The organism is Psychrobacter sp. AOP5-GZ1-6, from assembly GCF_052376345.1.
GTDB lineage: Bacteria > Pseudomonadota > Gammaproteobacteria > Pseudomonadales > Moraxellaceae > Psychrobacter.
Genome location: NZ_JBQSVP010000170.1, coordinates 1 through 5,713 on the forward strand (window position 1 = coordinate 1; position 5,713 = coordinate 5,713).

Here is a 5,713-nt window from a genome sequence, read left to right on the forward strand (position 1 = left end):
ATAGTGTTAAAAAAAATTTTGGTATTCATATTGTTGCTAGTGTTAGTAATTGTAGGATATAGGCTTATCAAACCCAAAAACTCAATAAGTACATCGACCTCTGATGTTACATCTGATATTTCGACTAACTCCACTTTTACATCTACTGACTTTGAGGATATAGCGCCAACCTACGTTGATCTCGGTTCAGCATCGGCCTCGACAGTAAACCCAACATTAACGTCACAACCAGTAACCACACAAAGCTTTTCATGTGACGGGCGACAGCATTGCTCTCAAATGACCTCATGCGCCGAAGCAACCTACTTTATACAACACTGTCCTAACACTAAAATGGATGGTAATCATGATGGAGTACCCTGTGAGCAGCTGTGGTGTAACTGATTTTTATCAAACATAAAATGAGAATACAATGCATACTCCTACAACTTTCGCCGAAGAAGACCTAGAAAACATTATTGATTTTATCACAGCCCACCCATTAGCTACATTGATTGCCCAAACCAAGGATGGTATCGAAGCCTGTCATATACCTCTGTTTTGGCATAGCGACAACCCTTTCTCTGAATACGGATGTCTGTATGGTCATTTGGGTCGCAAAAATCCTATTTATCAAAACGTGTTACCAGATACTTCATGGTTAGTCATCTTTCAAAATTCCGGGCATTACATCAGTCCCAACTGGTATATCAGTAAAGCAAAGACCCATAAAAAAGTCCCCACGTGGAACTATCAAAGTGTGCATATCCAATCTCAAATCGAGTTGCTGCATGACACTGATACGCTGAAATGGATACTAGCAACCATGACCGCGCAGCAAGAAATCATCTCAGACAACCCTTGGTCATTAGCAGATGCTCCCATCACTTATATAGATGCTATGTGCCAAGGCACAATTGGTTTTAAACTCAACATAGAATCCATACAGGCTCAATTTAAATTGAGCCAAAACGAAACAGCAGAAAACCTCTCAGGAGTAATAAGTGGCTTGAAAGCGTTAAATACAAATGAAGCCACAGCAATGGCCGTCAAGGTTACAAACCATAATAATCGTTAACCTAAGCTCGTTATGCTTGCCAACTTAAAAGCTTATTTGAAATCAGAAAATATGCCCTAATCTCATTTTAAATAAACTTAAATAAAAATAGAGTTACTTTTATGAAAAATAACAAGGATAATAAAAATCAAGAACTGACTAAAATACGTCTTGATAAATGGTTATGGGCAGCACGGTTTTATCGAACACGCACCCTTGCCAAGCAAGCCATCGAAAGTGGACGTGTACATTATGCTGGTAGCCGCGTAAAAACCAGTAAAGAGATTTCGGTCGGTGATGAGCTAACCATTCGCCAAGGCTCGGCAACTGCCATGACAGAAAAGACCGTCATCGTCGAAGCCTTGAGCGCACAGCGTGGTAATGCCACAGCTGCCGAAATATTGTATTCAGAAACTGAAGAAAGTATAAACCGCCGTGCTTATTATGCAGAACAGCGCAAACTTGCCAATCTTGCACGCCCTGATAACAAACCCAACAAAAAAGAGCGCCGCGATCTTCAACGATTCAAAAACAATCAATAGTAAATAACAAAAGACAATTTAAATATAAGAGCACTAAGCGCAGATATAACCAGCATGACGTGAAGATGACCATATGGCGAAATCATATAAAAAGTACTGCTATGAATATTGTTTTTATGATTATTGTTATAAACATTACTGTATCAGATGATCATATTGTTTAGGCTATACTCTTGCCATTCTAAGCATTAATCGTTACGATGACAGCCGATTTACCTACTCAATAACATGCTGATAAAAGCCGTACTAATAATGCTGGTCTCTTATCGCATGTTTTTTTGTTCTACAAGGTCATACTATGATAATGAAAACCTGTACGCCATCATCTGTATTATTGGTTTGCTTAGGCAATATTTGTCGCTCTCCAACAGCTGAAGAGATTTTTCGCCAGCAAGCAGCCATTGCCGGATTATCCATAAAAGTTGATTCTGCAGGTACTGGTGACTGGCATATTGGTCATGCACCTGATGAACGCGCGCAACGTCATGCCAAAGCTCATGGCTATAAAATCAACAAACTGATTGCCCGCCAAGTAAACGAAGATGACTTTCGTAATTTCGATTTAATCCTAGCAATGGATGCCCAAAACTTAGCCGACTTACAAGCCATTGAGAATGACTTAGCAGATACTGAGAGTAATAGCGCCAAGCTGGCTTTATTCAGCGAAGAAGATCCAACTTATGGTGGCGATGACGTGCCAGACCCTTACAAAGGCGGTGAAGATATGTTTGAAGAAGTCATTAAGCGTATAGAATCAAGTGCACAAGCTTGGATTGAAAGTTGGAAAGCTCGCTAACGCTAAAAGCTGTATCGCCCCTATTTTTACATCTTGCATCCTCTATGATGAGCATCATGTAAATTATTATCTATTTGCCCTATAGGCTATGTTATGACCTCAGTTTCTCGCCTTGACCTAAACTCTAATCTGGCTAACACTGACTTGCCAGCCAACGTATTACAACGTCATTCAGTCGATTTGTCACATAGCAACACTATGGCATTAGCCTGTATCGCCGATACGGTCGTGACATTGACGGACGAGGTGCAGCTTAATACGTTCATGGCAGGTTATGTAAAGAACCACGCTGAACAGAAGCCGTTATTGGTACTGTCAGGTGGTAGCAATGTGCTACTGCCAGCTCAGCTAGATGCTATTGTACTGCAACCACAGATGCGCGGTATTAAGTTGATGGCTCAAACGGACAGTCATGTCGATATTGAAGTGATGGCTGGTGAAAACTGGCATGACCTGGTGACACATACGGTCAGTCAAGGATGGTATGGGCTAGAGAATCTTGCACTGATACCAGGGCTGGCTGGTGCAGCGCCTGTACAGAACATCGGTGCGTACGGTGTCCAATTAGAAGACCACTTACAATACGTACGTGCCTATCACTTGCCCACCCAAACATGGCATCAATTGACGGTTAATGACTGCCAATTTGGCTATCGCGACAGCATGTTTAAGCGCGCACCAAATACATGGGTTATCAGCCGTGTGGGGTTCAGATTACATACAGATGCCAGCAGAATTTTAGCTGATTATGGTGATGTACAGGCAGCAGCACAACGCTACGCTGAACAGCAAGGCCGCACACAAGCGACGCCTATGGACGTAATGCACGCCATTATAGAGATTCGCCAGCAAAAGCTTCCTGATCCCAAAAATCTGGCCAATTGTGGTAGTTTTTTCCAGAACCCGATTATCGAGAAAACGCAATTTACCACCTTAAAAAACACCTACCCTACGATGGTTGGCTATTCCATGGCTGACAATCAGGTGAAAGTCGCGGCTGGGTGGCTCATTGAGCATGCGGGGTTAAAAGGCGGTGGTGTTGCCCCAATCGTCACTCATCAGCAGCAAGCATTGGTACTTACCAATCATAAGCCCCAACAAGCAACCCAACAACAAGTAGCAACAGCTCAGCGATATATCGCCAATACAGTCTATGATAAATTTGCCATTCAGCTATCACGTGAACCCGTTTGGGTAAATACCGATGGCTCTATAAGGTATGACGAGCATGAGACCTAAATATTCATGGTCTAAGCGGCTACTATCTAAACGTTTATGGCGGTATTACTTACGCTCAGCTGAACGTATGATGAGGCTATTTCATATTATCAACATCACCTTTTTGCTTGGTTCAACAACCGTTATCCTCATCATAATCAGTTTGTTTACACCACTATTTTCACAATCGATTGTGTATTTGTTTACGCTCCTACCCCTACCTCATATATCTGGGACGGCCATGAATTCACCTCCTACCGCTTACGTGGTATTAGGTGGTGGACTCACCAATGACCATAACAATCAAATCATACTCAACAGCTATAGTCTCAATCGTGCCCAAACTGCTGCTGGTGCATATCACGACTTACCCCTGCCCATCGTACTCAGTGGTGCTGAAGCGCCTTGGCTTGGTCAATGGCTTATCGAACACGGTATCGATGGATTAATAAGCGAAAATGCCAGTATGAATACCTGCGAAAATGCACGCTTTACTGCCAAACGTATTCCACTACAACATGTTTATTTGATTACTGACAGCTATCATATGGCACGGGCTCGTAGACAATTTGCGCTTAATGGCATCAATAGCACACCAATAGATGCGCCTTTACCCGTCAACCGTGATTGGAAAAAACCGGCACAGAACTTAACGCATTCAAGACGTGCTGTTTATGAAGTCGCTGCCTATTTACGTGATGTGATACGTCCGCAGATGGACTGTCGTCAGGCCCAAGAGGTTACGTCACAGCAACTATTAACGCCTAGAGGGAGTGTGACAAAGACATCTAGTGAATAAATCTAGGCACATGTGTAAAGTGCATACTATATTGTCATTGTCCTCGCTATCTATCACTTTACATTCATCATCACAAACCATCACCACATTCATAATAGGTGTATAATGCCCAAAGAAATTGCAATTTAAGAGACATTTTATGCTCAGTATATTCTTATTAATTCCACTAAGTCTTATGTTATTTGTGGTTGCCATTTGGGCGGTACGCTATGCTGTAAAGTCAAACCAATTTGAAGATCTAGACAACGCATCACAGCGCATTATACTAGATGATCGTCAAGAGCGTAGGCAAACCATACAAGCTCATGATCACCCAACACCTACTGATACAGCTCATGATGAAATGAGTAATACTGATAATAATCCAAAAATCTAGCCTTAAGTTATCTTATCTATACATGACTTACGGCTATGTTTTTATCGTATACCCATCATCTAATTAGGTTCGTCTGTTACTATTTTTAGGAGAAGCAACCCATGACTACAGCATTACTCATTGCGGCATTACTAATGGGTTTTTTTGGCTCACCGCATTGCTTGGGCATGTGTGGTGGTCTTGTGACAGCGTTTGGATTGTCAATGAAAGATGCCAGCCCTGCTAAACGCCGTGCCCTTATCGCCACCTATCATTTAGGTCGTTTGACCAGTTATGCATTTTTAGGCTTAATCGCTGGACTGATTGGTACTACTGTACTCAAACCTTTAATGATGGGAAATAGTCTACCGCGCATCTTATTAGGCTTGGTATTAGTATTTGTTGGTGTGACTATGCTTGGCGCACCATTTTTAAATAAGTTAGAGCGTTTTGGCATGCGTTTTTGGCAATACCTGAGCCCACTTCGCCAAAAAGTATTTCCACTAAACACCTTTCCACGTGCCCTAACCGCTGGCTTACTTTGGGGGTTTTTACCTTGTGGCTTAGTTTATGGCGCTCTGCTGATTGCAGTTGTTGCTCACAACCCATTAAGTGGCGCAGCACTTATGTTCGTTTTTGGTTTAGGTACAGTACCTATGCTAGTTGCTACTCACGAAACAGTTGGTTGGTTGCGTGACAAAATTGGGCGTTTTCGCTTAAGACAACTAAATGGCGCTGTCATGGTAATATCCGGTTTGGCTATCGCTGTCGTACCAATAGCAATGTCCACTATGCATGGTGGGCATGATATGTCTCATATGCATGGAGACCATATGGATATGAGTGACACTATGGACCATAGCAACCATCATATGATGCCATCTGATGATGAGACCCATCATGACGGTATGGATCATAGTATGCACGATATGAGTCAAGAAACGATGGAACATGCTCACTAAAGCTT

General features: G+C 42.3%; 8 protein-coding genes. All 8 read left to right on the forward strand.

Annotated features, from left to right (window positions below; genetic code table 11):
* The first annotated feature begins 39 nt into the window (after positions 1-39).
* The 8 genes from ACT3RN_RS14210 to ACT3RN_RS14245 all read left to right on the forward strand — a co-directional run bounded on the left by ACT3RN_RS14210 (position 40) and on the right by ACT3RN_RS14245 (position 5,708).
* Positions 40-384 (forward strand): excalibur calcium-binding domain-containing protein, encoded by a 345-nt coding sequence (locus tag ACT3RN_RS14210; protein WP_444518739.1) that lies wholly within the window; start codon positions 40-42, stop codon positions 382-384.
* A 28-nt stretch (positions 385-412) separates the two neighbouring features.
* Positions 413-1,057 carry an FMN-binding negative transcriptional regulator gene (locus ACT3RN_RS14215; RefSeq protein WP_192519612.1) on the forward strand — a complete coding sequence of 215 codons (645 nt, stop codon included), beginning with the start codon at positions 413-415 and terminating at the stop codon, positions 1,055-1,057.
* A 101-nt stretch (positions 1,058-1,158) separates the two neighbouring features.
* The gene (locus tag ACT3RN_RS14220) at positions 1,159-1,578 is read left to right on the forward strand and encodes an RNA-binding S4 domain-containing protein (RefSeq protein WP_192519611.1); all 420 of its coding nucleotides are present in this window, start codon (positions 1,159-1,161) and stop codon (positions 1,576-1,578) included.
* A 298-nt stretch (positions 1,579-1,876) separates the two neighbouring features.
* Complete coding sequence (locus ACT3RN_RS14225; protein ID WP_192519610.1) at positions 1,877-2,374, forward strand: low molecular weight protein-tyrosine-phosphatase; 498 nt, start codon at positions 1,877-1,879, stop codon at positions 2,372-2,374.
* 93 nt (positions 2,375-2,467) lie between these two features.
* Positions 2,468-3,613 (forward strand): UDP-N-acetylmuramate dehydrogenase, encoded by a 1,146-nt coding sequence (gene murB, locus ACT3RN_RS14230; protein WP_192519609.1) that lies wholly within the window; start codon positions 2,468-2,470, stop codon positions 3,611-3,613.
* 220 nt (positions 3,614-3,833) lie between these two features.
* The gene (locus tag ACT3RN_RS14235; protein WP_225739193.1) at positions 3,834-4,391 is read left to right on the forward strand and encodes a YdcF family protein; all 558 of its coding nucleotides are present in this window, start codon (positions 3,834-3,836) and stop codon (positions 4,389-4,391) included.
* A gap of 139 nt (positions 4,392-4,530) precedes the next feature.
* On the forward strand, positions 4,531-4,767 hold the full coding sequence (gene ccoS, locus ACT3RN_RS14240; protein WP_192519607.1) for a cbb3-type cytochrome oxidase assembly protein CcoS: 237 nt from the start codon (positions 4,531-4,533) through the stop codon (positions 4,765-4,767).
* A 101-nt stretch (positions 4,768-4,868) separates the two neighbouring features.
* Entirely contained in the window at positions 4,869-5,708 is an 840-nt protein-coding gene (locus ACT3RN_RS14245) for a sulfite exporter TauE/SafE family protein (RefSeq protein WP_192519606.1), read from the forward strand.
* Positions 5,709-5,713 lie beyond the last annotated feature (5 nt).

What these genes read in the sequence shown, in the direction of transcription:
- ACT3RN_RS14225 (WP_192519610.1), top strand. Translation starts at nt 1,877, where the DNA reads ATGATAATGAAAACCTGTACGCCATCATCTGTATTATTGGTTTGCTTA.
- murB (WP_192519609.1), top strand. Translation starts at nt 2,468, where the DNA reads ATGACCTCAGTTTCTCGCCTTGACCTAAACTCTAATCTGGCTAACACT.
- ACT3RN_RS14215 (WP_192519612.1), top strand. Translation starts at nt 413, where the DNA reads ATGCATACTCCTACAACTTTCGCCGAAGAAGACCTAGAAAACATTATT.
- ACT3RN_RS14220 (WP_192519611.1), top strand. Translation starts at nt 1,159, where the DNA reads ATGAAAAATAACAAGGATAATAAAAATCAAGAACTGACTAAAATACGT.
- ACT3RN_RS14245 (WP_192519606.1), top strand. Translation starts at nt 4,869, where the DNA reads ATGACTACAGCATTACTCATTGCGGCATTACTAATGGGTTTTTTTGGC.
- ACT3RN_RS14235 (WP_225739193.1), top strand. Translation starts at nt 3,834, where the DNA reads ATGAATTCACCTCCTACCGCTTACGTGGTATTAGGTGGTGGACTCACC.
- ccoS (WP_192519607.1), top strand. Translation starts at nt 4,531, where the DNA reads ATGCTCAGTATATTCTTATTAATTCCACTAAGTCTTATGTTATTTGTG.